The following is a 250-nucleotide window of genomic DNA, read 5'->3' on the forward strand; positions in this document are numbered from 1 at the left end:
GGTAGCGCTGGCACGCGCCATTGCGCGAAACCCAAAGATCCTGGTGCTGGATGAAGCCACGAGTTCGCTGGATACGGTGACGGAGGCGAGAATCAGCGAAAGTCTGCGGGAATTGAACTGCACACAAATCGTCATCGCCCACCGGTTGTCCACAATCGTGGCAGCCGATCTCATCCTCGTCTTGGAGGATGGACAGGTTGTGCAAAAGGGCCGGCACAGTGAACTAATTGGTGTGGAAGGCACCTACCGC

The 250-nt window shown here is 57.2% G+C and carries 1 pseudogene; it reads left to right on the forward strand.

Going from position 1 to position 250, the window contains the following annotated elements:
* Positions 1–250: pseudogene (locus SB717_RS38175) on the forward strand (peptidase domain-containing ABC transporter); the annotation flags it as partial.

Source organism: Priestia sp. SIMBA_032 (assembly GCF_046535215.1).
Taxonomy (GTDB): domain Bacteria; phylum Bacillota; class Bacilli; order Bacillales; family Bacillaceae_H; genus Priestia; species Priestia aryabhattai.